This is a genomic window from Actinomadura syzygii, assembly GCF_008085905.1.
GTDB classification, from domain to species: domain Bacteria; phylum Actinomycetota; class Actinomycetes; order Streptosporangiales; family Streptosporangiaceae; genus Spirillospora; species Spirillospora syzygii.
In genome coordinates this window covers 54,122-77,883 of the sequence record NZ_VSFF01000010.1, presented here as the reverse complement: position 1 = coordinate 77,883, position 23,762 = coordinate 54,122, and the positions used below count along the sequence as shown (strand labels likewise).

Here is a 23,762-nt window from a genome sequence, read left to right as displayed (position 1 = left end):
AGGTCAGAGGCGGGTCGTCCCGGACGGGGCGGCCCGGCCGAGTCCGGGCGGCGCGGCCGACACCGCGGCGGGCGCGCGGGACGCGTCCAGCCGGGCCAGCGCGCGGGACACCGACGCGCCCGCGTCCGATCCCGCCTCCGCGAGGTGCTCCAGGCCCTCGTCGAGGTCGATGGCGTCCTCGGCGAGCCCGACGGTCAGCGCGATCGTCTCGCACACCGCGTCGAGGTCGTCCAGGTACAGGACGTTCTGGCCGAGCAGCCCCTGCCAGAAGTCCCGCAGCTCGCGGCTCCCGGAGTGGTAGGCGCCCTCCGGGATGATGAAGTACACCTCGTACTTGCGCTGAAGCTCGCGCACGATCTCCTCGACCGGGACGTCCTCGGCCAGCTCGTCGCCGATGACCCTCGCGACCTCGCGCCGGCTGACCTTCGGGTAGGCCAGCTCGTCTCCGATCATGAACAGGTAGCCGCGCCTGCCGCGCTCGTCGAAGCAGTCGATCGAGGTGTGCCGGGCCATGAAGTACATCGCCAGCTCGTAGGACTCGCGCATCTGGCCGCCGCCCCCGCCTTCGAGCAGGATCTTGCCGAGGTCGTCGTCCATCCGGTTGTCGGCCTCGAACTGGCCTACCTGCAGCGGCGCGCGGTCGCAGGTCGCGTCCCCGACCGCGCCGAACAGGATGTGCGGGTGCTCGACGTACCCCTTGCGCAGCAGCAGCCCGAGCAGGTCGGGGAGCTTGGCCTGGAGCGTCCGCGGGACGGTCCGCATCGAGCCGGTCACGTCGAACAGGACGCCGATCGCCAGTGACTCGGGGTGGTCGTCCGAATCCCTGCTCTCCCGGACGGTCACCCCGCGCGGGTCGAGGTCGGGGTGGACGGCGGTCGCCCCGCCGTCGGAGTAGGCGAACGCGCTCGCCCCGGTGGACGCGCGGTAGCTCGCCCGCGCGGCGTAGACGTCGGTGGACCAGTGTCCGCTTCCCATGGTCGTCTCCTTCAGTGGAGGGAGGGCAGGTGGAAGGGGCGGAAGCGGCGCGGGCCGTAGAGCCGCTCCAGCAGCTCGTCGAGTTCGGCCAGCAGCCGCCAGGCGTCGGCGGGGCGCCGGTTCTGCGCGGGCAGCAGGCAGCCCCGCGCGAACGAGCGCATCGCCTTCGGGGCCTTGTCGCCCATCAGGTCGGTCATGCACCGGGTGGCCATGTAGAGGTCGGTCGCGGGGCTCGCGGGACGGCGTCCCCGCACCTCGGGCGGGTACCGGTCCGCGTACCGGTCGACCATCGCCGGGACGCGCCCGGACCCGTCGACGTGCGCGTAGCAGCCCGGCACCGAGTAGCACCAGTCGACCAGGACCAGCCCGTGCCGCCCGGGATGGATCATCACGTGCTCGGGCAGCACCGCCCCGTGCAGGACGCCCGCGCGGTGCGCGAACCCGAGGCCGACGAGCAGCCGCCGCCACATCCAGGCCGCGTCGCGCGGGTCGACGCCGCCGGGGTACGCGCGCCCCACCTCGGCCAGGGTGTGGAAGCCGTCCAGCGCGGCGACCACGTTGACGTGCCGCTGGGCGCCGGTCGAGGCGTCCTTGTGCCGGAACGACTCGACGAGCCGCGGCACGTACGGCAGGAACTTCCCGTCGCCGTCCTTCGGCAGCTGGCGGAGCGCGACGGCCTCGCGTTCGAGCAGGTCGCCGTCGCGCGGGTCGCGCGGCATCTTCAGCAGGACGGCGGTACCGGTCTCCGGACGTGCCGCGTACAGCTCCGCCAGGTCGCCGCCGACCGGGTCGCCGTCCAGCCGGTAGGAGTTCCGGCGCGTGGTGATCACGGTCGGGTCGTCGCCCCGGCCGTGGGCGTGCCAGAGGGCGTTCAGCCTGATGAAGGCGTCTCGGGTGCGTCCGCCGTTCGCGTCCGGGTGGACGAGCCTGACCAGCCGCCGGTACCGCCGCGCCGCCTCGTCCCGGTCGGAGCCGAACAGGTCGGCGGCCGTCCGCGCGCGGTCGAGCCGCGCCAGCGCGTCGTCCAGATCCATGTTCATCTGTGCTCCTCGTGGGGGGCCGACCCCCCACACCCCCCGGTTCGCTTCGCTCATCTGATCTGCTCCTCCCTGCTCGGACGGAGCAGGGCCGGATGCAGGAGGCGGGCGTCGCCGGGGCGGTAGAGGCGCGGACGCGGACCGCCGCGCCGCCCGCCCCGGTCGGACGTCTCGCCGGTGCTCTCCACGAACCCCGGCACCGACAGGACCTTCCGGTGGAAGTTGCCCGCGTGCAGCTCCTCGCCCCACACCGCCTCGTACACCGAGCGCAGTTCCGGGATCGTGAACTCGCCGCCGCAGAACGCCGTGGCGAGCGGGGTGTACTCCAGCTTCCCGCGGGCGCGCTCCAGGCCGTCCGACAGGATGCGCGCGTGGTCGAACGCCAGCCGCCGGGTCGTCCCCGGACGCTGGGCGGCCGACTCGGTCAGGCCGAGCGCGTCGACGGGGACCCAGGCCGCGTCGGCCGCGTCGCCGCCCGCCTCCGGATCGGGAAGCTCCGGCGCGAACGCCAGGTAGGCGACGGAGATGACGCGCATCCGCGGGTCGCGCCGGGGCGCGCCGTAGGTGCCGAGCTGCTCCAGGTGGATCCGTCCGATCACGCCGCCCTTCGCGCTGAGCCCGGTCTCCTCGGCCAGTTCGCGGACGGCGGCGTCCGCGAGGTCCTCGGCGTCGGCTCCCGCCGGCCCGCCCGCGTGGACGAACCCGCCCGGCAGCGCCCACATCCCCTCGTAGGGAGGGCCGCCGCGCCGCACCAGCAGGACGTGCAGCGCGCCGTCGCGGATGGTGAGGGCGACCACGTCCACGGTCACGCTGACGGGGTCGTACTCGCGCGGGTCGTACCGCGCGAGGAACTCGCTCTCGTCGCGCTCCGGCTCGGGGGTGGTCATGCCGCGTCCTCTCCGGTCGTTCTCGGCCCGAGTAAGTCTCGATAGGAGATCAACTCTAGTTGAGAATAACTTAGCCTGGAAGGGTGCCCGTGTCCACCCCGGGAGCCCGGGAACGAGTGCGGGCGCCGTCCCCGGTGGGAGCGGCGCCCGCTACTTTTGGCGAAACTTCACAAAACAGAGTTTCCGGAGCGGCACTCAGCGGCGGTGCCGGCCGCCCTGCGGCGGCGGCTCCTCGTGCTCCTCGTCCTCCCAGGTCGGACGGCGGTTCTCGCGGCGCCCGGGGGGGTAGGGCCCCGAACCGTACTGACCGGACTGGTACGGCCCCGACGAGTACGGGTTCGGCACTCCTGGGTCAACGGCGTACGGGTCCTCGGAGGGCTCGCGCGCCTGGTACGGGCCCGACGGGTGCCCGCCCGACGGATACGCGCCCGTCCCGTACGCGCCCGATCCGTACGCTCCGGACTGCTGGTTCCCGGAGCCGTACGCCCCGGACTGCTGGCTCCCGGAGCCGTACGCTCCCGAGCCGTAGCTTCCCGAGGCGCCCGACTCGTAGCCGCCTGAAGGGCCCGCCTCGTAGCTGCCCGAGGGGCCGGACTCGTAGCTGCCTGAGGGGCCGGCCTGGTGGCTTCCCGAGGGGCCCGCCTCGTAGGCGCCGGAGGCGCCCGGGGTGTAGCCGCTGGACGCGCCCGTCCCCGGGATGTAGGTGTCGAAGGAGTCGCGCGGGCCGGGCTCGGGGGCGAACCGGCCGCCGGGCTGGCGGCGTCCCGCCGAGTACCGGCCGGTCGGGTACGGGCTCTCCGGCGCGCCGGGCCGCTGCTCGGCCGCCCACGCGCCGCTGCTGTAGTTCGGCTGCCGCCCGCTCTCGTACTGCCCCTGCCCCGGGTACTCGCCCGACAGGTACGCGGACGGCTGCGACGCGCCCGGCGGGCCGGCCACCGGGGCGACGCCGGGCGGCGGCGCGGTCAGCCGGGCGGCGACCGGGCGCTCCGGCGGCGGCGCGTCCAGCAGCAGCTTCATCTGGCTCTTGCGCCGCCCGTAGGCGATGTAGAGCAGGACGCCGACCACCATCCAGACCGAGAAGTAGCCCCAGGTCTGGACCTTGAGGTTCAGCATCATCCAGCCGATCGCGATGATCGTCACCGCGGCGGTGAGCGGCGCGACCGGCACCTTGAAGGGGCGGTGCAGGTCCGGACGGGTGCGGCGGAGCGCCACCATCGCGGCCGGGACGAACAGGAACGCGAACAGCGTCCCGATCACGACCATCTGCTCCAGCGTGAGCACGTCGACCGTCTGGGACACCACCAGGGCCGCGCCGCCGGACAGCAGCGTCGCCCGCGACGGCACCTTGTACTTGCTCATGGTCGCGAGCGGCCGGGGGAGGAGGCCGTCGCGGGACATCGAGAACACGACGCGGGTCAGGCTGATCAGCAGCACCAGGATCACGGTGGTCAGGCCGAGCACCACGCCGACGTCGACGAGCTTGCCCATCGCGCCCGCGCCGACCGAGTCGAACGCCGCGGCGATGAGCACCTTGTCCGGGTCGAGCTTGGCGAAGCCGTCCATCCCGACCATGCCGACCAGGACGACCGCCACCGCCGCGTACAGCAGGACGGCGGTGATCAGCGCGGTGAGGATGCCGCGCGGCACCTTGCGCGGCGCGTCCTCGGTCTCCTCCGACGCGGTCGCGATCAGGTCGAACCCGATGTAGGCGAACGCGATGGCGGGCGCGGCGGCGAACAGCCCCCAGACGCCGAACACGTGCGGCGAGCCGCCGCCGACCGCGCTGAGCAGCGCGTCGAGCGCCGTCTGGTCGCCCTTCGGCGCGGGCTGGGCCGGGGGGATGAAGGGCGTGACGTTGTCGGCGCTGAAGAACTTGAGGCCGGTGGCGATGACCAGGCCGACGACGATGAGCTTCGCCATGACCATGAACCACAGGGTCTTCAGGCTCATCCGGCTGCCGGTCGCCAGCATCACGACGACGAGGAGCAGGATGCCGAACGCGAACAGGTCCGGGCCCTTCTGCTGGCCGATCAGGTCGCCGAGCCAGCCGGGCACCGGGACGCTGAAGTCGCTCAGCGCCTGCGTCGCGTACAGCGACCAGACCCGCGCGAGCACCGCGCACGCGAGCAGCAGCTCCATGATCAGGGCCCAGCCGACGATCCACGCCCAGACCTCGCCGAACGCGACGTAGCTGAAGGAGTAGGCGCTGCCCGCCACCGGGATGATCGAGGACAGCTCGGCCAGGGCCAGCGCGACCAGCAGGCAGACGCCGCCCGCGATCAGGAAGGAGACGAGCACGCCCGGACCGGCGGTGGAGACCGCCTGGTCGCCCGCGATCTTGAAGATGCCGGAGCCGATCATCACGCCGAGGCCGAGCACGACGAGGTCGCGCGTGCGGTAGACGACGCGGAGCCGGTGCCGGCCCCCGTAGAGGCGGCCGGTCGCCTGCTCCACGGGCAGGCGACGGAACATGTTGTTGCGCATGCGCATGTCCCAGGTCATAGGTGTCCCCCCAGGCCCTGAACCCGCGCCGCTGTTCGCGAGATGACGGCTTGTCGAAGTCCCTAAGAATTCACCAGGTATGAGGATAATCGCAACGTTTTCGGGGTGATTGGTGTCACTCCGCCGTTGGCGCATCCTGCCAAACCGGCAGGTAGCGACGTCCCGCAGCGCGCTCCTCACGCGGTGCTGATGCCGAATCGTTTTCGATGGATCGTTCCGACGTAATACACCCCATTTCCACTAGGGAAAGCGCTTTACGATCTTTCTGGGGGGCCGTCCGGGAAGCCGGGAAGCCTTGCGGCGCACGGCGTGTCGCGCGTCCGGGGTCGGCCGGTGCGGACGGTGGCATCGGACGAAGATCGGTGACACGGTAGGGACGCCGCGTTCATCAGGAGGTCCGGTGTTCCGCTCCCCGTCGTCCCCGGAAGCCCCGCGCCCGGCGCCGCCGGGCCCGTCGCGGGCCGTGCGCCGCCTCGCCGCGCTGACCGCGCTCGCCGTCGCCGCGTCGCTGGCCCCCACCGCCGCCACCGCCGCCGCTCCGGGCCTCGCGCCCGCCTCGGTGCCGGGCCGGCCGGGCACGCCGGTCAAGCAGCCCGTCGCCACCGGCTCCGGCGGCGCCGTCTCCACCGTCGACCCCGACGCCAGCCGCGCCGCCCTGGACGTGCTCCGGCGCGGCGGCAACGCGATGGACGCCGCCGTCGCCGCGGCCGCCACGCTCGGCGTCACCGAGCCGTTCGTCGCCGCGATCGGCGGCGGGGGCTACATGACCTACTACGACGCGAAGACGCGCCGCGTGCACAGCATCGACGGCCGCGAGTTCGCGCCGAAGGGGATGGGGCCGAGCTCGTTCATCGACCCCGCGACCGGCAAGGCGCTGCCGTTCGACCAGGCGGTGACCAGCGGGCTGAGCGTCGGCGTCCCCGGCACGCTCGCCCAGTGGGACCTCGCGCTCCGCCGCTTCGGCACCCGCGGCCTGGGCGACGCGCTCAGTCCCGCGATCAAGGTCGCCGAGCGGGGCTTCGTCGTCGACCAGGAGTTCCACGACCAGACCGCGGTGAACGAGGCGCGCTTCCGCGACATCGTCCCGACCCGCAAGCTGTTCCTGCCCGGCGGGAAGCCGCCGGAGGTCGGCACGGTGTTCCGCAACCCCGACCTCGCCCGCACCTACCGCGAGCTGGCGAAGCGCGGCCCCGGCTGGTTCTACCGGGGACGCCTCGGCCGCGAGGTCGCCGCGACCGTCGCCAGGCCGCCGGTGGACCCGGCGTCCGGACGGAACGTCCGGCCCGGCCTGATGGAGCCGGGCGACCTGGCCGCCTACCGGGCCGTGGAGCGCACGCCGACGCACGTCCCCTACCGGGGGATGGACGTCTACGGGATGCCGCCGTCGTCGTCCGGCGGCTCGACGGTCGGGGAGGCGCTGAACATCCTCGGCAACTTCCGGCTCGACCCGCGCGACCCCGTCACCGCGCTGCACTACTACCTGGAGGCGTCCAAGCTCGCCTACGCCGACCGGGGACGCTACGTGGGCGACGCCGACAAGGTCGGCGTCCCGCTGGAGGAGCTGCTGTCGTCCGGCTTCGCCCGCGAGCGCGCCTGCCTGATCAGGCCGGACCGGGCCGCCGCCGCGCCGGTCGCGCCCGGCTCGCCGGACGGCTCCTACGAGCCGTGCGTCCCGCCGGGGACCCAGACCCGCGCGCTGGCGTTCGAGGGCCCGCAGACCACGCACCTCAACGTCGCCGACAAGTGGGGGAACGTCGTCGCCTACACGCTGTCGATCGAGCAGTTCGGCGGCAGCGGCGTCACCGTTCCCGGACGCGGGTTCCTGCTCAACAACGAGCTGACCGACTTCACCCTCCAGCCGCCCGCGCCCGGCTCGCCGCCCGACCCGAACCTGCCGGGCCCGCGCAAGCGCCCGCGCAGCAGCATGTCGCCGACGCTCGTGCTCAAGGACGGCGGCCCGCGGCTCGCGCTCGGCACGCCCGGCGGCTCGACGATCATCACGACCGTCCTGCAGATCCTGATGAACCGGATCGACCTCGGCATGGACCTGCCCACCGCGCTCGCCGCGCCGCGCGCCACGCAGCGCAACACCCCGCAGGTCTTCGCCGAGCAGCCGTTCATCGACGCCTACGGCCGCCAGCTCGCCGCGCGCGGGCACCGCATCGAGCTGTTCCCCGGCCCGCCGCTCGGCGTGATCGGCGCGGCCACCGGGCTGGAGATCCTGCGGCCGGGGCTCGTCCAGGCGGTCGCCGAGCCGGTGCGGCGGGGCGGCGGCAGCGCGCTGGTCGTCCGGCCCGTCCGGCCCGGCGGTGCCGGATAACGCGGTGCCGGACAACGGTGCCGGACAACGGTGCCGGGTAGTGCCGCTCGCGGGGGCGTGCGCGCGTGACGACAGGGAAGGACTCGTGCCATGGCCCACACGTACGTCCAGGTGACGACCACCACCGACTCCCGCGCGGAGGCCGCCGAGCTGGCCAGGTCCGCGGTGGCCGAGCGCCTCGTGGCGTGCGCGCAGCTCGTCGGACCGATCGCCAGCACGTACTGGTGGGAGGGCGAGATCGAGTCGGCCGAGGAGTGGATGGTCCTGTTCAAGACCACCGCCGCCCGGTTCGAGGAGCTCGCCACGCTGATCACCGACGGGCACTCCTACGACACCCCCGAGATCATCGCCACCCCGGTCGTCGCGGGCAGCATGGACTACCTGTCCTGGATCACCGAGCAGACCGAGCCGGACGGGCCCGACGAGGCCGTCGCCGACGCCGCGGACTGACGCGGTCCCGCAGGTGGAGGGCTTGATCGTGTGACCCGCGCCGTGATTGGGTAAGTCTTCGGTTACTTCGGTCGGCGCCCCCGCGCCGGCCGGCGGAGACGGGAGGCGGTCGAGGTGCCCGACGTGCGCGACCTGCGCGACGAGCCGGTGGACCACGGGCTCTTCGGGCCCGGTTCGGTGACGTGGCGGATCATGGGCGAGCCCGTGCTGATCGTCGGCGGGATCAGGGCCCTGCTGCTCCAGGCACTGCACCCGCGGTCGATGTGGGGGACGGCGCAGAACTCCGAGCTGATGGACCCGTCCGCGGCGTGGGCGCGGCTCGGCCGGACGGTGGAGTTCGTCCGCGTCCGCACCTACGGGACGGAGGCCGAGGTCGAGCGGGTGGGCCGCCGCGTCCGCAAGCTGCACTCCAAGCTGACCGGCCTCGACCTGCGCACCGGCGAGACGTTCCCGGTGGACGACCCCGAGAACCTGCTGTGGGTCCACATGGGCGAGGTCGACTCCTACCTGGACGTCGCCCGCCGCGCCGGCGTCGGGCTGACCCGCGCGGACGCCGACGCCTTCGTGGACGAGCAGCGCCGCGCCGCCGCGGTCGTCGGCCTCGACCCGGCGGACGTGCCCGCGTCCGTCGCCGAGATGCGCGACTACTACGCCGGCATGCGCGGCCGGATCTGGGCGTGCGACGAGGCGAGGGACGGGCTGCGCCGGATGTTCAGCCCGGCCGTCCCGCGCAACCTGCTGCCGCTGAAGCTCGCCGCGCCCGGCATCGGGATGCTGGTCGTCGCGACGCTGCCGCGCTGGGCGCGCCGCATGTACGGGCTGCCGGGCCTGCCGACGTCCGACCTCGCCGCGACGGTGACGCTCAAGGGGCTGCACCGGACGACGCGGATCGTCCCGGAGCGGTACCGCTACTCCCCGGACGCCAGGCGGGCCAGGCGGCTCACGCGCGAGCACGAGTCCGACCCGGCCGCCTGGACCATCGCGTCCTAGGGCTCTCGCCGGGGGCGGGGGTCACTCGAAGGGGACCGCCCCGCGCTCACCGTCCCTGGCGTGCGCGCCGTGCCGGGGGAGCAGCAGCGCGGGGATGATCAGCACGGCGGTGAGGGCGAGCGCCACCCAGAACGTGTGCCCGAACGCGTCCGCCAGCTTCGGCGCGACCTGCTCGCGGGCCTGCGCGGGGATCCGCCCCAGGCCGCCCCCGCCGGCCCCGCCGCCGCTCGCCTGCGGGATCCGGTCGCTGATCTGCTGGGACAGGATCACGGCGAGCAGCGCCGTCCCGACCGAGCCGCCGAGCTGGACGATGATGTTCAGCGTGCTGCTCGCCCGCGACACCACCTCCCTGCGCAGCGTCGTGAGCGCCGCCGACATCGTCGGCATCATCGTGCAGCCGAGCCCGAGCCCCCGCACGAAGAGGGCGGAGCCGAGCAGCCAGTAGGACGTGTCCGCCTGGACGAGCGCGAACGGGACCGTCCCGAGCACCAGCAGCACGATGCCGAACGGGACGATCCGCCCCGCGCCGAGCTTGTCGGTGATCACCCCGGCCAGCGGCATCGCGGTCGCCGCGCCGAGGCCCTGCGGGGCGAGCAGCAGCCCGGCCGCGAACGCGCCCTCGCCGCGCCCGGTCTGGTAGTAGAGCGGGATCAGCAGCATCGAGCCCATCAGCGCGATGCCGACGAAGAACACGGCGGCGGACGCGGTCGCGAAGGTCCTGTCGGCGAACAGCCGCACGTCGATCAGCGCGCGCTCGCCGCGGCTCAGGCTGTGCAGCGCGAACAGGCCGACGAGGACGACGCCGGCAGCGAGCCAGCCGAGCGTCGCGGCGTCCCCGAAGCCGCCGTGGCTGGTCGCCGTGGACAGCCCGTAGATCAGCAGGACGAACCCCGGCGGCAGCAGGACCAGCCCGCGCACGTCGAACGCCGACGCGCGGTGCTCGCCGTGGTCGTGCGGCACCTTCCACCAGGCGAGCGCGAGGGCGAGCGCGCCGACCGGCAGGTTCACGAAGAAGATCCAGCGCCAGTCGACGTCCTCGACCAGCCAGCCGCCGAGCACCGGGCCGAGGACGGGACCGAGCAGCATCGGCACCCCGATGATGCTCATGATCCGGCCGAGCCGGCGCGGCCCGGCCGCCATCGTCAGGATCGCCATGCCGGTCGGCATCAGCATCCCGCCGCCGAGCCCCTGCAGCACCCGGAACACGATCAGCGACTCGATGTTCCAGGCCAGGCCGGACAGCGCCGAGCCGAGGACGAACAGCACGATCGACGTCATCCAGACGCGCCGTCCGCCGAACCGGTCGACGGCCCAGCCGGTCAGCGGGATGACCGTGCCCATGGCCAGCATGTATCCGGTGATGACCCACTGGATGGTGGACAGCCCGGTGTCGAAGTCGCGGCCGAGCGTCTCCAGCGCCACGTTGACGATCGTGGTGTCCAGGATCGCCATCACGGTCCCCGACACGATCACCAGGCCGAGCACGATCGTCTGGCGGTCGAGCCGTTCCGCGGAGCCGCTCCCCGGCGGCGCCACCCTGGTGGACGGGCTTTCGGCCATGGTCGGCCCCCCTGCCTTCGTCTCCGGTCGCCTCCGTGTCCCCGATCGTTGAACCGCGAAACACCTTGAACTTCAATACGTCTGGCAGTGGATCACGAAATATGTTGAGATTCAAGATATGTCTGACGATTCCGGGACGACCGACGCCTCGATCGACGCCGACCTGGAGACGTTGATCCAGCTCATCAGCCGCATGGTGCGCGGCATGAAGGGGGCGGACGGCCACCGGGACGCGGAGGGGCTCATGACGCGGGTGAAGGACGCGGGCCTCGGGCCCCGGCACGTCCCCGCGCTGATGGCGCTCGTGCTGCACGGGCCCGCGCCGGTCGGCGTCCTCGCCCGGCACATGGCGCTGAACCCCGCCACGGCCAGCCAGCTCCTCGGCGAGCTGGAGCGCGGCGGGTTCGTCGAGCGGCGCCCGGACGACCGGGACCGCCGCCGCATGATCGTCAGCCTGCACGAGGAGCACCGCGCCGCGATCGAGCGGTTCGCCTGGCGCCGGGTCCGCCCCCTCAGAACGGCCCTGGAGACCCTCGACCCGGTGGAGCGAGGGCACTTCCTGAAAGGATGGCGCGTCCTCGTGGACAGCATCGAGCACGCCCGCCGCCGCAAACCGGACTCCGCCCGCGACGACTGAGGCCCGCGCGCGTCACGTGCGGGTGGGGGGGGTCAGCCGCGGCGCATGAGGCGGCCCACGGCGGCCATCAGCTCGGTGGACATGGCCTCGCCCTTGCCCTCCTCCGCGCCCTCGGCCACGCAGTGCCGGACGTGGCCGTCCAGCAGGCCGAGCGCCACCTTGTCCAGCGCGGCCTGGACGGCGCTGATCTGGGTGAGGATGTCGATGCAGTAGCGGTCCTCCTCGACCATCCGGTCGATGCCGCGCACCTGGCCCTCGATCCGGGCCAGCCGGGTCTGCAGCTGGTCCTTGGTGGCGGTGTACCCGCGGGTGGGGGTCTCGCTGGTCGCCATCTCCGTCCTCGCAATCCCTTCGGGGGCACGCGCCCCGGTACCCCTGGGGGACATCCCCCAATGGGTACCTTATGCGCTGGGGACGACAATCCGACCGCCCCGCGCGGCGCCCCGCCGGCCTCCCCGCCGGGCGGTCCTCAGGCGGGGACGTTCCAGGCGGTGATCACCGGGCGTCCGTGCTCGTCGCCGAGGGCCGACACCGTCCCGGTCTCCAGGGCGAAGAGGCGGCCCTGCGCGGGCGCGAGGCCGAGCCGGCGCGCGGTGAGCACCCGCAGGACGTGGCCGTGCGCGACGAGCGCGACGTCACCGTCCGTGAGCAGCGGCAGCACCCGTGCGAGGACGGCGTCCGCCCGCGCACCGACCCGCTCGACGGTCTCGCCCGGATGGGCGGCGTCGCCGGGGACCACCCCGTCGTCCCACAGGTACCAGCCGGGACGGTCCTCCTGGATCTCGGGCGTGGTGACGCCCTCGTAACCGCCGTAGTCCCATTCCCACAGGTCGGGGTCGACGTCGTCCACCCGGAGCCCGGCCAGCTCGGCGGTGCGCAGCGCCCGCTCGGCGGGGCTCGCGACCGTCCGGACGATCCGCCGCCCGCGCAGCGCCCCGCGCAGCGCGCGCGCCTGCTCCTCGCCGCGCTCCGTCAGCGGCAGGTCCGTCCGCCCGGTGTGCCGGCGGGCGCGGCTCCATTCGGTCTCCCCGTGCCGCAGCAAGATCAGCTCACCCATGAGTGACTGTCTACCCGGGGAAGCGGGCGTCCGGAACCTCCGGCGCAGTCAGTCCAGGATGGACGCCAGCGGCGTGAACGGGAGGTTGTGCGCCTCGGCCACGTGGTCGTAGACGAGTTCGCCCGCGTGAGTGTTGAGACCGAGCGCGAGAGCGGCGTTGGCCTGCAGCGCGCGGCGCCAGCCCTTGTCGGCGATCTGGACGGCGTAGGGGAGCGTCACGTTGGTCAGCGCGTACGTGGACGTGTTCGGCACCGACCCCGGCATGTTCGCGACGCAGTAGAACGTCGACTCGTGCACCCGGTACGTGGGGTCGTCGTGCGTGGTGGGACGGGAGTCCTCGAAGCAGCCGCCCTGGTCGATCGCGATGTCCACGAGCACCGACCCGGACTTCATCCCCGCCACCAGGTCGTTGGAGATCAGCTTCGGCGCCTTGGCGCCGGGGATCAGCACGGCCCCGATGACGAGGTCGGCGGCCCGCGCCTCCCGCTCGACGGTGTAGGCGTTGGACACGAGGGTGCGCAGGCGTCCCTGGTAGATGGCGTCGATGTGGCGGAGGCGGTCGACGTTGACGTCCAGGATGGTGACGTCCGCGCCCATGCCCACGGCGATCTGCGCCGCGTTGAGGCCCGACACGCCGCCGCCGATGACGACGACCTTCGCCGGGGCCACCCCCGGCACGCCGCCCGGCAGCACGCCGCGCCCGCCGTTGGAGGCCATCAGGTTGTACGCGCCGACCTGCGGCGCGAGCCGCCCGGCGACCTCGGACATCGGCGCGAGCAGCGGCAGCGAGCGGTCCGGGAGCTGGACGGTCTCGTAGGCGATCGCGGTGACCCCGGCGGCCAGCAGCGCGTCGGTGCACTCGCGGGACGCCGCGAGGTGCAGGTAGGTGAACAGGACCTGGCCGTCGCGCATCCGGTGGTACTCGGACGCGATGGGCTCCTTGACCTTGAGGATGAGGTCGCCTTCGGCCCAGACCTCGTCGGGCCCGTCCAGGATCTTGGCGCCGGCGGCGACGTAGTCGTCGTCCGGGACCGCCGAGCCGAGGCCGGCGCCTCGCTCGACGAAGACCTCGTGGTCGTGGCGGGTCAGCTCATGGACACCGGCCGGTGTGATGGCCACCCGGTACTCATGGTTCTTGACCTCGCGCGGGACGCCGATCTTCACGGGATCCTCCGCTGCTGGTGATCGGATGTACGTCTCCAGCGTGGTGCCCGCCGCGGCACCGTGCCCATGTGCAGGGTGTAAGTGTATCGCCGGTCCTGCTGACACGGTGTAAGGCGAAAACGCGAGCGAGGAACGGTGGAAACGGAGGAGGCCCCCAGCGCACGGTCTGGGGGCCTCCGGAACCGACGACCGGCCTGCAACTTGGGAGTGAGCCCGGGATCGGTGTCGCGCCCGGGACTCACGTCCCGTCGAGCCTTCTGTGGCAGACCCCCGGTTCCCCGGGCGTGACGACTTCAAGTTACAAGGGCTAAGTCGGCTTTGCAAGTCGACGGCAAGGCCGGTGGCGGGTTTCTTCGCGGGGGCTCTTCGGTGCTTCCTGTAATTAGACGTAATGGCCGGTTTCGGGCATGACCAATGTCGGTGTAACGGATGGCCGTTCCGGGGGGCGGTGGGGTGTCCTCCCTGCTGCCGCCCTTAGTGCGGCGGCGGCGCTCCGACGACGCGCGGAGCGGCGGGGCGATGTCTCGACTTTCGCGCGGTGTCGGGGTTTCGGGGGTGTCTGTCATGCTTTGTGTGGTCTGGTCGTAATGCGCTCCGAGGGTGCGCGCCGGTGGCGCGGGAGCTCTTCCGGGACGCGATGGACGCGCCTTTCTCAAAGTGTGTTTGCGGGCTCGTGTTACGTGGGCTATAGTCGTTCACGTCCGGACCGGAGACGGCCGGATGTGACTGATGGTCACACCGTGGTGATGGGACCGGCCTGCTCCATTTCGGGGGGAACGGGGCAGGCCGGTTCGGCCGCGCAGGAGTAGCCATCAACCGGGACGGTTCATGCCCCGTCCCGGAGTCGCGCGCCGGCGGGGCCGCCGGCGCGACAGCGGGCCCGAGGTCCGCTCCCGGGGGGCTCCGGCGGCTGCTGCCGCACGCCGGAGGGGGGCGGACGGCCCGCGGATACGCACCCCCCGGCCAGGCCGGGCCGGGGGGTGCTCCGCGTTCACGGGGGGCAGATCGATGAAGGTCACCGTTCTCGGCGGCTACGGAGCCGCGTTCAGTTCCACCGGGCTGGCCGTCGCCGCGGCCGGGGACCTCGTCCGCGAGGGGACGGGCCCCGGGCCGTGGTGGACGGTCTGGCACGCGCTGGCCGCCTGCGTGGCGGCGGGCGGCGCGGTCGCCGCGCTGCGGCTGACGGTCTTCTACGTCCGGTGGCACGGGCGCGAGGACCGGGCCGGCCGGGCCGCCGCGCGCTGGCCGCGGACCAACGGCCGGGAAGTGCGTTCCTAATCGCCGGACGGGTCGTCGGCGCCGCCGCACGATATCGGCGAAAGGATTCTGAACAAACCGCGTGACGTCCCCTGGGCGAAACCGTTTCAATGCCTCGTGCGCATTGGATCGATTCACCGTCCAGGGGGTTTCGTCATGTCCTGGTTTCATGGGCTAAAGTGTGATGCTTCCGTGATGTAAATCCGCTTTAGCCCATGCAACACTAAGGCTCCTCGCCCGTTCCGCGGCGGGGAATCTCGCCGCACGTTCCCACGGCAGGAGAGGAGCCATGGAGGGCAACGCCATCATTTCCGGCTTCGAGCGGATCCACGGCGGCGCCGATTCGGCGCTTTCGGCCCTGCTCGCGGCACTGCTCATCTGCTCCCTCGCGGTCCTGCTGGAGCGCTGGGGGCACGACCGCCGCCGGTCCTGCGTCTGCGGGTGCGAGAGCCCGCTGCGGCGCTGCGAGACCCCGCTCACGGCGCCCGGACGGGCCGGCCGGGCGGGCCGGGGAGGCGCGGGGGACCGCCGCGCCGCGCCGCTCCGCCCCGGCCGGCGCGGCCGCGGGCGCCACCGAGGAGGCAGGCATGCACGACCAGGACCGCTGCCAGGGACCCCAGTCGGGGTGCGCGCAGCTGCCCACGCTGGAGATCACGCTGGGCCGACTGTCGGACCGGTCGCTGCTGGCGCCGCTGCGGGTGTGCTCCCAGTGCGGGGCGTGCCTGCTGACGGTGCACGGGGTCTGGCCGGAGGGGGCGCCGAGCCCGTTCCGCGTCGTCCTCATGAGGCTGCTCCAGCAGCCGGTGGCGGGACCGCTGCGGGGGCGCCACCCCGTGCGCCCGTCCCGTCCGGCGCACGCGCCTGAGGGCGCGGTGAGCGCCTGAGCGCGCACGCCCGAGGGCCCGAGTGAGGGCCGGAGGACGCGCGGGCCCGAGAGGGCCGGTCGGAGGGTCGGCCGGGAGGGCCGGGCATGGGAAGGGCCGGGGTGAGCGGGGGCCGCCCCGGCCCTTCCCATGCCCGGCCGCCGTCCCGTCTCCGGCTCGTCGCCATCCGGTGGCTCACCGGATGGCTCGTCGTCATCGGACGGGCACTCCGTTTCGGTGGAGCGTTCCCTATGGCCGTGTCACGTTTCGGCCATTCCATGGACGCTCGCCGGAGCGGCTTTTACGTTTCCTTTAGCGGAGAAGGCGCGCGGTCGTGCCCGGCCGTGGGAGCGGCGCGAACCGACGCTTCGCTCGGGACGGCACGGTGCGCGGCGCGCTTCAGCCGTCGTTCTCCAGCTCCAGGCTCCAGTAACGCCAGCCCGCGAGCTCTCCTTCGACGATATAGCTGGGCGGCGGGAGATCGGTGACGCCGTAGCGCTCGAAGACCTCGTCCAACCAGGCGTTATCGCGTTCGGAGATGTCATCCGGACGGTCACAGGCGATAAGCGTTCCGTGTTCCACGACGACGATCGCGCAGCCTTCGGGTGACATCAGATTCGCGTCAATCTCACCGGCGAGGGCCAATGACCGGATATCGCGCACCCTTCCTCTCCCAACCCCGCGGCGGCAGGGCCTTGTGTCGAGTACGGCCCTCGAACACAAAGGTACAAGAGTGCCGACAGTTATGACAGAGCGACATGGGATCCGGCATGCGTTTCGGGTCGGTTGTGCCGCGCCTAGTTGTGCCGGGCCGCGTAGGATTCTTTCGGCTCTGAGATGCGTTCATACTTCGGGTCGGCGAGCGCCTCTTCGGGAGTCCGGCTCGACCGGTAGAGCCCCCGGTCGGGGTCGTATCGGATGATTTGATTACCGGCGCGCATGTTGCGCACGGCGGTCACGTACATATCACGGACCGACACGGCCAGATTCTCCACGCCGAGCTGCCGGGCGCGGGCGTGGTATTCGAGGAGCCTGTACAGGCTCTGGTTGCGCTCCTGGCGTGGCAGGTTCGGCCATGCCTCGAATTCGCGGTCGGCGCGCACGTGCCGGGCCCCGACGGAGATTCCGTACTCGCTGCGGAGGCGTTCGCGGTTACGCTGCACCCAGACCCGGACGTAGCTTTCCGTCACCTCATTGTCGACGAGGACGCTCAGCCGCTGGGCGTACCCCCGCCAGGGCAGTGCCTTCCCATGCTCGCGCCACAGGAGCAGGAAGTCCTCATCGCGAATCAGGCCCATGCCGCTTCTCTCCAGTGCTCACTCCCGGTCTCCAAGTGTAGGGGGCCCGACCAGCCGATACCACTGGGATCGGACACGCCCGATCACGGACGGTGGCCACCCTCGGCCGAGGCGAAAACCCGCCCGCCGAATCGCTGACGCCCCGCTATTGCCGGTCAAACCCCGTGAATCGGTCATAATAGTGAACGGCCGTCCGGGCGAATTCAACGTTGATCATGCACAACCCGATGACGCGCCTACCGCGCGGCGGCTCAGATGTACGGCCCAGCGCCCAGCTCAGCCGCGCGGTTCAAGTTCAGGGTGCGCGGTTCAGGTGCGCGGCAGCGGGAGCCACTCGTCCGCGATCGCGACCGTCAGCTGCTCCAGCAGCGGCCCCGCCAGCCGGACGCGCCGCTCAGCGTCGGGCTCGATGTCGGCGAGCGCGTAGGCCGCCTGGATCCGCGCCTTGCGGAGCTGCTCGCCGGTGAGGCCGCGGCGGCCGGCCACCGCGACGACGGGCGCGCCCGCGCGGGCGGCGGCGCGGGCCACCCCGATCGGCGCGGTGCCGCGCAGCGAGCGCGTGTCGAGTGAGCCCTCGCCGGTGACGACGAGGTGCGCGCCGCGCGCCTTGTCGGCGAAGCCGAGCAGGTCGAGCATCAGCGAGGCGCCCGGCTCGATCGTCGCGCCGAGGAAGGTGAGCGCCGCGAACGCGACGCCGCCCGCCGTCCCGGCGCCGGGGACGTCCCGGGCCGCCCGGCGGGACGCCGCCTCGGCGAGGTCGGCCCAGCGGCGCAGCCCCGCGTCCAGCAGCCGGACCTCGTCGCGGGTGGCGCCGCGGCGCGGGCCGTCCACGGCGGCGGCGCCGCCGCGGCCGAGCAGCGGGGCCGTGGCGTCGCCCGCCACCACCACCTCGATGCCCGACATGTCGGGCAGTCCGCGCAGGTCGAGGGCGTGCAGCGAGCGCAGCGCGGCACCGCCGGGCGGGAGGTCCTTGCCGAGCGCGTCCAGCAGCCGCCCGCCGAGCCCCTGGACGAGCCCCGCGCCGCCGTCGGTGCACGCCCCGCCGCCGAGGCCGAGGACGATCCGGCGCGCGCCGAGCCGCACCGCCTGCGCGATCATCTGCCCGGTGCCGAGGCTGGACGCGACGAGCGGGCGCGGCCGGCCCTCCGGCAGCCGCCGCAGCCCGGACGCCTCCGCGAGCTCGACCACCGCGCTTCGCCCGTTCATCGCGAGGTGCGCGTTCACCTGCTGCCCGGTCGGCCCGCACACCTCCATCTCGACGCGCCGCCACCCGGCGGCGACGGCGGCCTCGACGGTGCCCTCGCCGCCGTCGGCGACGGGCAGCTCCACCAGCGGGACGCCGGGCCGGGCGCGGCGCAGCCCGGCCGCGAGGTGCCGGGCGGCCTGCGCCGCGGTCAGCGCCCCGGGGAACCTGTCGGGCGCCAGCAGGACGTGACCCGGCGGAGACGGGTGAGGGGGAGAGTCCGCGGACACCACAGCCACGCCTTTCACGCCGGGGGGTAAGGCCCTACCTTCTGCTTACGCCATGACGGCACTATTTGACACCCGCGAACGCGTGCCAGGTGCTGGAATGGGCAGACAGCCGGACGCGGAGTCACGGCGGCGGGCCGGAAACCGGCGGAAACGGGGCGCCGGGCGGCTACCGCACGTCCAGCCACTGCTCGATCGGCTCGATCGCGAAGAAGATCAGGAACAGCAGCACCACGGGCCACAGCCACACCGACACCTCGCGCCACCGGCCCCTGGCCGCCTTGATCAGCGCGTAGCTGACCATCCCGCCGCCGATCCCGATCGTGATCGAGTAGGCGAACGGCATCAGCACGATGGTGAGGAACGCGGGGATCGCGATCTCGAGGTCGTCCCAGGTGACCTTGGCGACCTGCGTCATCATCAGCGCGCCGACGACGACCAGCGCGGGCGCCGCGGCCTGCGCCGGGACGGTCGCGGCGAGCGGGGTGAGGAACAGCGTCACGGTGAACAGCGCGCCGGTGGCGATGTTGGCGAGGCCCGTCCGGGCGCCCTCCCCGACGCCCGCCGCCGACTCGACGAACACCGTGTTGGCGGACGAGCTGGTGATCCCGCCGAAGGCGGCGGACAGGCCGTCCACGGACAGGATCCGCCCGAGCCGGGGCACCTCGCCCTGCGGGCCGACGAGCCCGGCCTCGTCGCTGATCCCGAGGATCGTGCCCATCGCGTCGAAGAACCCGGACAGCACCAGCGTGAACAGCACGACCAGCGCGGTGATGACCCCGGCCCTGCCGAACCCGCCGAACAGGTCGATCTCGCCGAACAGCCCGAAGTCGGGCCGGGCGAACAGCTTCTCCGGCATGTTCGGGGTGACGACGCCCCAGCCGCCCGTCTTGATCGACGTGTTCTCCTGGATGAGGACGGCGCCGACCGTCCCGGCGATGATGCTGATCAGGATCGCGCCCGGGACCCGCCGCACATAAAGGACGATCATCAGCAGCAGTGTCAGCGCGAACACCAGCGCGGGCCACGTCGCGAGGTGCCCGCCGGTGCCGAGCGTCAGCGGCGGGCTCGTCGCGCTGGACGTGACGAACCCGGAGTCGACGAAGCCGACGAGCGCGATGAACGCGCCGATGCCGACCGCGATCGCGTGCTTGAGCGCCAGCGGGATCGAGTTCATGATCCGCTCGCGGATGCCGGTGAGCGCCAGCACGACGATCACCGCGCCCTCGATCACGACGAGGCCCATCGCCTGCGGCCAGGTCATCACCGGCGCGGCCTGGAACGCGACGACCGCGTTGATGCCGAGCCCGGCGGCGAGCGCGAGCGGAGCGTTCCCGACCAGCCCCATGATCACCGTGGCGACCGCGGCGGACAGCGCCGTCATCGTGGTGAGCTGCGGGATCGACAGCGTCGCGCCGGTGACGTCCTTCGCCCCGCCGAGGATGATCGGGTTCAGCAGGATGATGTAGGCCATCGCGAAGAACGTGGTCACGCCGCCGCGCAGTTCGCGCGCGACCGTCGTCCGCCGGCCGGTGAGGTCGAACAGCCGGTCCAGCGGCCCGCCGCCGCCCGCGGGCGGTGAATCGTCGGTCGCCGCGGCCTTGATCGTTGGCATGACGGGGTCTCCGCTCTCGGCAGCACGGTGTCGCAATCGCGGTGCACAGGCTAGCCGCCGCGGCCGCGGGGGTCCCGCACCGGTCCGGCCTGGGCGTCCGTCCGGCGTTCCGCGGATGTGACGGCGGCGTGACGGGGGCGGTCCGTCCGCTATAGCCTGCCCGGATGCAGAACACGCTTCGGTACCGATTCGCCGGATCGCGGCCGTGACCGGGCGTCATGTCGGCACCATGGGCATCGGTATGGGCATCGATGGGATCGGACCGGCTTCTGCTCACTCGCCCCGCGCCACGCGGCCGGCGAGCACCCCGAGCTGAGAACTCTGTAGGCGGTGGACACACGATGGATCGGGAGACACTGGGGCAGCGCATCCGCGCCCTGCGGATCAGGCAGGGCGTGAGCCAGGCGCAGCTCGCCTTCCCCGAGCTGTCCGACAGCTACATCTCGCTGATCGAGAGCGACAAGCGGGTGCCCGCCCCGAGCGTGGTCGAGCTGCTCGCCGCCAAGCTGAACTGCTCGGCGACCTACCTCGTCAGCGGCGTCAGCGAGGACGTCGTGGACGAGCTGCGGGTCACCCTCGACTACGCCGAGATCGCGCTGAGCAACGGCGCGGCGGCCGAGGCGCGGGCGAGGTTCGCCGAGGTGCTCGCCAGCGCCGACGCGGTCGCGCTGCCGGACATGCTGCACCAGGCCCGCTGGGGGCACGCCCTCGCGCTGGAGGCCGCGGGCGAGCTGGAGGAGGCGATCGCCCAGCTCACCAGGCTGACCGAGGAGGCGTCGGCGGAGACCGACCTCGACCACTGGGCCAAGGTGCACGTCGCGCTGAGCCGCTGCCTGCGCGAGCGCGGCGACATCAGCGCGGGCGTGCACGCCGCCGAGAACGCGCTGCGGCACCTGATCGCGACCGGCGCCGACTCGACCGACGCGGCCGTGCACCTCGGCGCGGCGCTGCTCGCCGCGTTCATCGAGCGGGGCGACCTCGTCCGGGCCCGGCAGCTCGCCGCGCAGCTCGTCGACCGGGCCGAGCGGATCGGCAGCCCGCGCGCCCGGATGGTCGCCTACTGGGAGGCCGCCTACGTCGCGGAGATCCGCGGCGAGTACGAGGACGGCGTCGCCCTCGCCGAGCGGGCGCTGATGCTCGCGGGCGACGACGAGGACCCCCGCGACCTGAGCCGGCTCCGCGTCATCTACGCCGGGCTGCTGCTGCGCGCCCGGCCGGACCAGGCGGTCCGCGCCCGCGAGCTGCTCAGCCGGGTGCGCGGCGAGATCAGCGCCAGCTCGTCCGGGGAGATCGACGTCGCCTGGTGCCTGACCGAGCTGGCCCGCGCGGAGACGGCGCTCGGCCGGCCCGCCGAGGCGGTGCGGCTCGCCGAGGAGGCCCTCGACCTGCTCGGGGACGCGCCGCGGCGCGCCACCGCCGGGGCGCTGACCGTGCTCGGCGAGGCGTCGGTGCGGCTCGGCCGCCGGGAGCGGGCGGTGGAGGTGCTGACCCGCGCCGCGACGTGCCTGGAGGAGATGGAGTCGTCCCGGGAGGCCGCGCAGGCGTGGTTCGACCTCGCCGAGGTGCTGGCCGAGACGGGCGCGCCCGAGGCGCCCCGGATGGCCGCCTACCGCCGCGCCCTCACCTGCGTCGGCGTCTAGCGGCTTCGGAACTGTCGGGGCGAACCCGCGCGGGCGGTGCCGCGTCCATATTCCTGCGTATCGCCTGAGGTGGGGGAGTCTGCGGTGTTCGGTGTCGTCCGGCCATGCCGTCATGTTCTGTGCGGGTCGCTGTTCAAGGACTGGATGGCGCACCTCTGCGGGCTGTGCCTGACGCTGCGGGCCGAGCACGGCCAGGCGGCGCGGCTCGTCACCAACTACGACGGGCTGCTCGTCTCGGTGCTGGTCGAGGCGCAGGCGCCGGACCTGTCGCCGCGGCGCAAGGCCGGGCCGTGCGCGCTGCGCGGGATGCGGACCGCCGAGGTCGTCACCGCGCGGGCGCAGGGCGCGCAGCTCGCGGCGGCGGCGTCGCTGCTGCTCGCGGCGGGCAAGACCCGCGACCACGTGGCGGACGGCGACGGCCCCTACGCGCGCCGCCTCGTCGCCGCCGCGGCCGGGCGGATGGCCGACCGGTGGGACGCCGCGGGCGGGCGCACGGGCGCGGCGGTCGGGTTCGACCCGTCGGTGCTGCGGGACGCGGTGGCGCGGCAGCCCGTCCTCGAAGCGGCCCCCGGACTCGGCCTGCTCGACCTGACCGAGCCCGCCGAGACCGCCGTCGCGGCGGTGTTCGCGCACACGGCCGTCCTCGCGGGCAGGGAGTCCAACGCCGAGACCCTCGCCGAGGCCGGACGCTTCTTCGGACGCCTCGCCCACCTCATCGACGCCGTCGAGGACCTCGCCGACGACCGGGAGAGCGGCGCCTACAACCCGCTCCTCGCCACCGGCGCCGGCCTCGACGAGGCGCGCCGGCACGCCGACGACGCGCTGCGCGGCCTCCGGCTGGCGCTCGCCGACCTGGAGCTGGAGCGGCCGCGGCTCGTCCGGGCGCTGCTCGACCGCGAGGCCGGACGGTCGCTCGACCACGTCTTCGCCGAGTCCGTCCAGGCGTCGCGGCGGGGCCCGAAGGGGCCGCGGGGGCCGCGACCGGGATGGCCCGTCCCGTGCTTCACCGGGACGCTCGTCTGCGTGACCTGCGGCGTCTTCCAGCCCGAGTGGAGCGATCACCACGGCGACTCGTGCGGGGACCGCTGCTGGTGCACCCGGCACGCCGACTGCTGCGACGACGGAGGCTGCGGCAACTGCGACGGCTGCTGCGACTGCTGCAATTGTTGCGACTGCTGCGACGGGTGCGACTGCTGCGACTGCGACTGCGGGTGCAACTGAGCCCGAGCCGTCCCGGCGAGGGCCCGGCGGAGTGCCTTGATCGCGTGTTTCGTCGTGTTCTGTGACCCGGGACGTGTCACGGCCCCGGCCTCAGTAGGGTGGACGGAGCCCCGACGTCCCCACTAGAGAACCCGGCCTTCATGAACATCCTCAAGACCCGCCGGCCCCTGGGCCGCCTCGCTCTCGTCGCCGCCCTGACCGCCGCGCTCGGCGCCGTCGCCGCGCCCCCCGCGCTGGCCCACACCCGGCTCGTGAGCAGCACTCCGGCCAAGGGCGCGACGATGCCGGGGATCGTCAAGGTCACGCTCGTCTTCAGCGACAAGATCCGGATGGCGAAGGTGATCGTCAAGGACGACGCGGGCAAGACCTACGAGCAGGGCCCGGCCGAGCACTCCGGGTCCGGCGGGACCGAGGTGGTGCAGAACGTCCAGGGCCCGCTGCCCGCCGGGAAGTACACGGTGGCCTACCGGGTCGTCGGCGCCGACGGGCACGCGATCGAGGGCGACGGCCTGACGTTCACCTCGTCCGGCGGCGGGTCCGAGCCGTCCGCGCCGCCGCCGTCCGCGGGCGGGGTCGGCGCGGAGCAGCAGACCGGGCAGGCCGCCACCACCGACGAGCAGCCGCTGAAGATCGACCAGCAGCAGGCCGCGGAGGCGGACAAGAAGGACTCCGGCTCCAACATGCTCCTCTGGGGGCTGATCATCGGCGGGCTGGTCGTGGGCGTCGGCGTCGGCGTCGGCATCGTGTTCCGGGCCAAGCGCAAGCACCCGGCGGCCCCCGCCGCCGACAAGCAGCCCGCCTCCACCGGAAGCGAGTAGG

Annotated in this window: 21 protein-coding genes; 9 read left to right on the top strand and 12 right to left on the bottom strand. The window is 73.1% G+C overall.

Annotation, left to right across the window (positions count from 1 at the left end; all coding sequences use genetic code 11):
* Positions 1-3: 3 nt before the first annotated feature.
* The 4 genes from FXF65_RS25725 to FXF65_RS45435 all read right to left on the bottom strand — a co-directional run bounded on the left by FXF65_RS25725 (position 4) and on the right by FXF65_RS45435 (position 5,389).
* The gene (locus tag FXF65_RS25725) at positions 4-975 is read right to left on the bottom strand and encodes a hypothetical protein (protein ID WP_148352606.1); all 972 of its coding nucleotides are present in this window, start codon (positions 973-975) and stop codon (positions 4-6) included.
* A gap of 11 nt (positions 976-986) precedes the next feature.
* Positions 987-2,015 carry a serine/threonine-protein kinase gene (locus FXF65_RS25720; RefSeq protein WP_246199099.1) on the bottom strand — a complete coding sequence of 343 codons (1,029 nt, stop codon included), beginning with the start codon at positions 2,013-2,015 and terminating at the stop codon, positions 987-989.
* 50 nt (positions 2,016-2,065) lie between these two features.
* A complete protein-coding gene (locus tag FXF65_RS25715) occupies positions 2,066-2,899 on the bottom strand; it encodes an NUDIX hydrolase (RefSeq protein WP_148352605.1) in 834 nt (277 codons plus the stop codon).
* A 195-nt stretch (positions 2,900-3,094) separates the two neighbouring features.
* The gene (locus FXF65_RS45435; protein ID WP_246199098.1) at positions 3,095-5,389 is read right to left on the bottom strand and encodes an APC family permease; all 2,295 of its coding nucleotides are present in this window, start codon (positions 5,387-5,389) and stop codon (positions 3,095-3,097) included.
* 412 nt (positions 5,390-5,801) lie between these two features.
* Between FXF65_RS45435 and ggt the strand changes: the two genes are divergently transcribed.
* The 3 genes from ggt to FXF65_RS25695 all read left to right on the top strand — a co-directional run bounded on the left by ggt (position 5,802) and on the right by FXF65_RS25695 (position 9,161).
* Positions 5,802-7,721 carry a gamma-glutamyltransferase gene (ggt, locus tag FXF65_RS25705; protein ID WP_246199097.1) on the top strand — a complete coding sequence of 640 codons (1,920 nt, stop codon included), beginning with the start codon at positions 5,802-5,804 and terminating at the stop codon, positions 7,719-7,721.
* A gap of 90 nt (positions 7,722-7,811) precedes the next feature.
* Positions 7,812-8,171: a divalent-cation tolerance protein CutA gene (cutA, locus tag FXF65_RS25700; RefSeq protein WP_148352604.1), complete on the top strand. Its 360-nt coding sequence runs from the start codon at positions 7,812-7,814 to the stop codon at positions 8,169-8,171.
* Positions 8,172-8,285: 114 nt separating this feature from the next.
* The gene (locus FXF65_RS25695; protein WP_246199096.1) at positions 8,286-9,161 is read left to right on the top strand and encodes an oxygenase MpaB family protein; all 876 of its coding nucleotides are present in this window, start codon (positions 8,286-8,288) and stop codon (positions 9,159-9,161) included.
* Positions 9,162-9,182: 21 nt separating this feature from the next.
* Here FXF65_RS25695 and FXF65_RS25690 read toward each other — a convergent pair whose 3' ends face one another.
* Positions 9,183-10,721 (bottom strand): DHA2 family efflux MFS transporter permease subunit, encoded by a 1,539-nt coding sequence (locus tag FXF65_RS25690; RefSeq protein WP_148352603.1) that lies wholly within the window; start codon positions 10,719-10,721, stop codon positions 9,183-9,185.
* A 118-nt stretch (positions 10,722-10,839) separates the two neighbouring features.
* On the opposite strand from FXF65_RS25690, the gene FXF65_RS25685 reads away from it, so the two are divergent.
* Positions 10,840-11,358 carry a MarR family winged helix-turn-helix transcriptional regulator gene (locus FXF65_RS25685; RefSeq protein ID WP_148352602.1) on the top strand — a complete coding sequence of 173 codons (519 nt, stop codon included), beginning with the start codon at positions 10,840-10,842 and terminating at the stop codon, positions 11,356-11,358.
* Positions 11,359-11,390: 32 nt separating this feature from the next.
* Here FXF65_RS25685 and FXF65_RS25680 read toward each other — a convergent pair whose 3' ends face one another.
* From FXF65_RS25680 to ald, 3 genes are all read right to left on the bottom strand, one after another.
* Positions 11,391-11,690, bottom strand: a complete 300-nt coding sequence (locus FXF65_RS25680; RefSeq protein ID WP_089312530.1) for a metal-sensitive transcriptional regulator — start codon at positions 11,688-11,690, stop codon at positions 11,391-11,393.
* 137 nt (positions 11,691-11,827) lie between these two features.
* Positions 11,828-12,415, bottom strand: a complete 588-nt coding sequence (locus FXF65_RS25675; RefSeq protein WP_148352601.1) for a histidine phosphatase family protein — start codon at positions 12,413-12,415, stop codon at positions 11,828-11,830.
* A 48-nt stretch (positions 12,416-12,463) separates the two neighbouring features.
* Positions 12,464-13,579 (bottom strand): alanine dehydrogenase, encoded by a 1,116-nt coding sequence (gene ald / locus FXF65_RS25670; protein ID WP_148352600.1) that lies wholly within the window; start codon positions 13,577-13,579, stop codon positions 12,464-12,466.
* A gap of 1,008 nt (positions 13,580-14,587) precedes the next feature.
* Between ald and FXF65_RS25665 the strand changes: the two genes are divergently transcribed.
* Both FXF65_RS25665 and FXF65_RS25660 read left to right on the top strand, forming a co-directional pair.
* Positions 14,588-14,857, top strand: coding sequence for a hypothetical protein (locus FXF65_RS25665; protein ID WP_148352599.1), 270 nt, complete (start codon positions 14,588-14,590; stop codon positions 14,855-14,857).
* Positions 14,858-15,423: 566 nt separating this feature from the next.
* Positions 15,424-15,720, top strand: coding sequence for a hypothetical protein (locus FXF65_RS25660; protein ID WP_148352598.1), 297 nt, complete (start codon positions 15,424-15,426; stop codon positions 15,718-15,720).
* A gap of 378 nt (positions 15,721-16,098) precedes the next feature.
* On the opposite strand, the gene FXF65_RS25655 is transcribed toward FXF65_RS25660, so the two are convergent.
* The 4 genes from FXF65_RS25655 to FXF65_RS25640 all read right to left on the bottom strand — a co-directional run bounded on the left by FXF65_RS25655 (position 16,099) and on the right by FXF65_RS25640 (position 20,082).
* Positions 16,099-16,362, bottom strand: a complete 264-nt coding sequence (locus tag FXF65_RS25655; protein ID WP_148352597.1) for a hypothetical protein — start codon at positions 16,360-16,362, stop codon at positions 16,099-16,101.
* A 134-nt stretch (positions 16,363-16,496) separates the two neighbouring features.
* Entirely contained in the window at positions 16,497-16,997 is a 501-nt protein-coding gene (locus FXF65_RS25650; protein ID WP_148352596.1) for a hypothetical protein, read from the bottom strand.
* Positions 16,998-17,306: 309 nt separating this feature from the next.
* Positions 17,307-18,470, bottom strand: coding sequence for a glycerate kinase (locus tag FXF65_RS25645; RefSeq protein ID WP_246199095.1), 1,164 nt, complete (start codon positions 18,468-18,470; stop codon positions 17,307-17,309).
* Positions 18,471-18,636: 166 nt separating this feature from the next.
* The gene (locus FXF65_RS25640) at positions 18,637-20,082 is read right to left on the bottom strand and encodes an NCS2 family permease (RefSeq protein ID WP_148352595.1); all 1,446 of its coding nucleotides are present in this window, start codon (positions 20,080-20,082) and stop codon (positions 18,637-18,639) included.
* A gap of 341 nt (positions 20,083-20,423) precedes the next feature.
* Between FXF65_RS25640 and FXF65_RS25635 the strand changes: the two genes are divergently transcribed.
* The 3 genes from FXF65_RS25635 (at position 20,424) to FXF65_RS25625 (ending at position 23,761) form a co-directional block, all read left to right on the top strand.
* Positions 20,424-21,722, top strand: coding sequence for a helix-turn-helix domain-containing protein (locus tag FXF65_RS25635; RefSeq protein WP_148352594.1), 1,299 nt, complete (start codon positions 20,424-20,426; stop codon positions 21,720-21,722).
* 84 nt (positions 21,723-21,806) lie between these two features.
* A complete protein-coding gene (locus tag FXF65_RS25630; protein WP_187412504.1) occupies positions 21,807-22,943 on the top strand; it encodes a DUF5685 family protein in 1,137 nt (378 codons plus the stop codon).
* Between the two features lie 140 nt (positions 22,944-23,083).
* Entirely contained in the window at positions 23,084-23,761 is a 678-nt protein-coding gene (locus FXF65_RS25625; RefSeq protein WP_148352593.1) for a copper resistance CopC family protein, read from the top strand.
* Position 23,762: the final 1 nt, after the last annotated feature.

Coding starts and splice junctions, on each gene's coding strand:
- FXF65_RS25725 (WP_148352606.1), bottom strand. CDS start 975: ATGGGAAGCGGACACTGGTCCACCGACGTCTACGCCGCGCGGGCGAGC.
- FXF65_RS25720 (WP_246199099.1), bottom strand. CDS start 2,015: ATGAACATGGATCTGGACGACGCGCTGGCGCGGCTCGACCGCGCGCGG.
- FXF65_RS25715 (WP_148352605.1), bottom strand. CDS start 2,899: ATGACCACCCCCGAGCCGGAGCGCGACGAGAGCGAGTTCCTCGCGCGG.
- FXF65_RS45435 (WP_246199098.1), bottom strand. CDS start 5,389: ATGCGCATGCGCAACAACATGTTCCGTCGCCTGCCCGTGGAGCAGGCG.
- cutA (WP_148352604.1), top strand. CDS start 7,812: ATGGCCCACACGTACGTCCAGGTGACGACCACCACCGACTCCCGCGCG.
- FXF65_RS25690 (WP_148352603.1), bottom strand. CDS start 10,721: ATGGCCGAAAGCCCGTCCACCAGGGTGGCGCCGCCGGGGAGCGGCTCC.
- FXF65_RS25685 (WP_148352602.1), top strand. CDS start 10,840: ATGTCTGACGATTCCGGGACGACCGACGCCTCGATCGACGCCGACCTG.
- FXF65_RS25680 (WP_089312530.1), bottom strand. CDS start 11,690: ATGGCGACCAGCGAGACCCCCACCCGCGGGTACACCGCCACCAAGGAC.
- FXF65_RS25675 (WP_148352601.1), bottom strand. CDS start 12,415: ATGGGTGAGCTGATCTTGCTGCGGCACGGGGAGACCGAATGGAGCCGC.
- FXF65_RS25665 (WP_148352599.1), top strand. CDS start 14,588: ATGAAGGTCACCGTTCTCGGCGGCTACGGAGCCGCGTTCAGTTCCACC.
- FXF65_RS25660 (WP_148352598.1), top strand. CDS start 15,424: ATGCACGACCAGGACCGCTGCCAGGGACCCCAGTCGGGGTGCGCGCAG.
- FXF65_RS25650 (WP_148352596.1), bottom strand. CDS start 16,997: ATGGGCCTGATTCGCGATGAGGACTTCCTGCTCCTGTGGCGCGAGCAT.
- FXF65_RS25640 (WP_148352595.1), bottom strand. CDS start 20,082: ATGCCAACGATCAAGGCCGCGGCGACCGACGATTCACCGCCCGCGGGC.
- FXF65_RS25635 (WP_148352594.1), top strand. CDS start 20,424: ATGGATCGGGAGACACTGGGGCAGCGCATCCGCGCCCTGCGGATCAGG.
- FXF65_RS25625 (WP_148352593.1), top strand. CDS start 23,084: ATGAACATCCTCAAGACCCGCCGGCCCCTGGGCCGCCTCGCTCTCGTC.